Origin of the sequence: Methanoculleus sp. UBA413 (assembly GCF_002502935.1) — an archaeon.
Lineage (GTDB): Archaea > Halobacteriota > Methanomicrobia > Methanomicrobiales > Methanoculleaceae > Methanoculleus > Methanoculleus bourgensis.
Genome location: NZ_DAQR01000101.1, coordinates 1 through 247, shown reverse-complemented (window position 1 = coordinate 247; position 247 = coordinate 1). Strand labels below are relative to the sequence as shown.

The 247-nt window shown below is 57.9% G+C and carries 1 protein-coding gene; it reads left to right on the top strand.

Features of this window, described 5'->3' with window-relative positions; all coding sequences use genetic code 11:
- Nucleotides 1-247 (top strand): hydrogenase maturation protease (locus BP858_RS08335; RefSeq protein ID WP_286879279.1); only part of this gene is annotated, 247 nt, incomplete at both ends.

Genomic DNA, 247 nt, shown 5'->3' with positions numbered 1-247 from the left:
CTGATCATCATCGATATCGCCGACTTCGGCGCAAAACCCGGTGATGTGACGAAACTCCGGCCTGAGGACCTGCCGCCGGGCGCATACCGGGATGTCCACTCGTGGGACCTCTCCGAGCCGCTACAGCGGCTCAAGGATATCGTCGATATCACGATCATCGGGTGCCAGCCAAAGCGTGTCACTAGCCATGAGTTTGAACTAGGGCTCACTGAGGAGGTTGAAGGGGCCATTCCCAAAACAGTGCGTA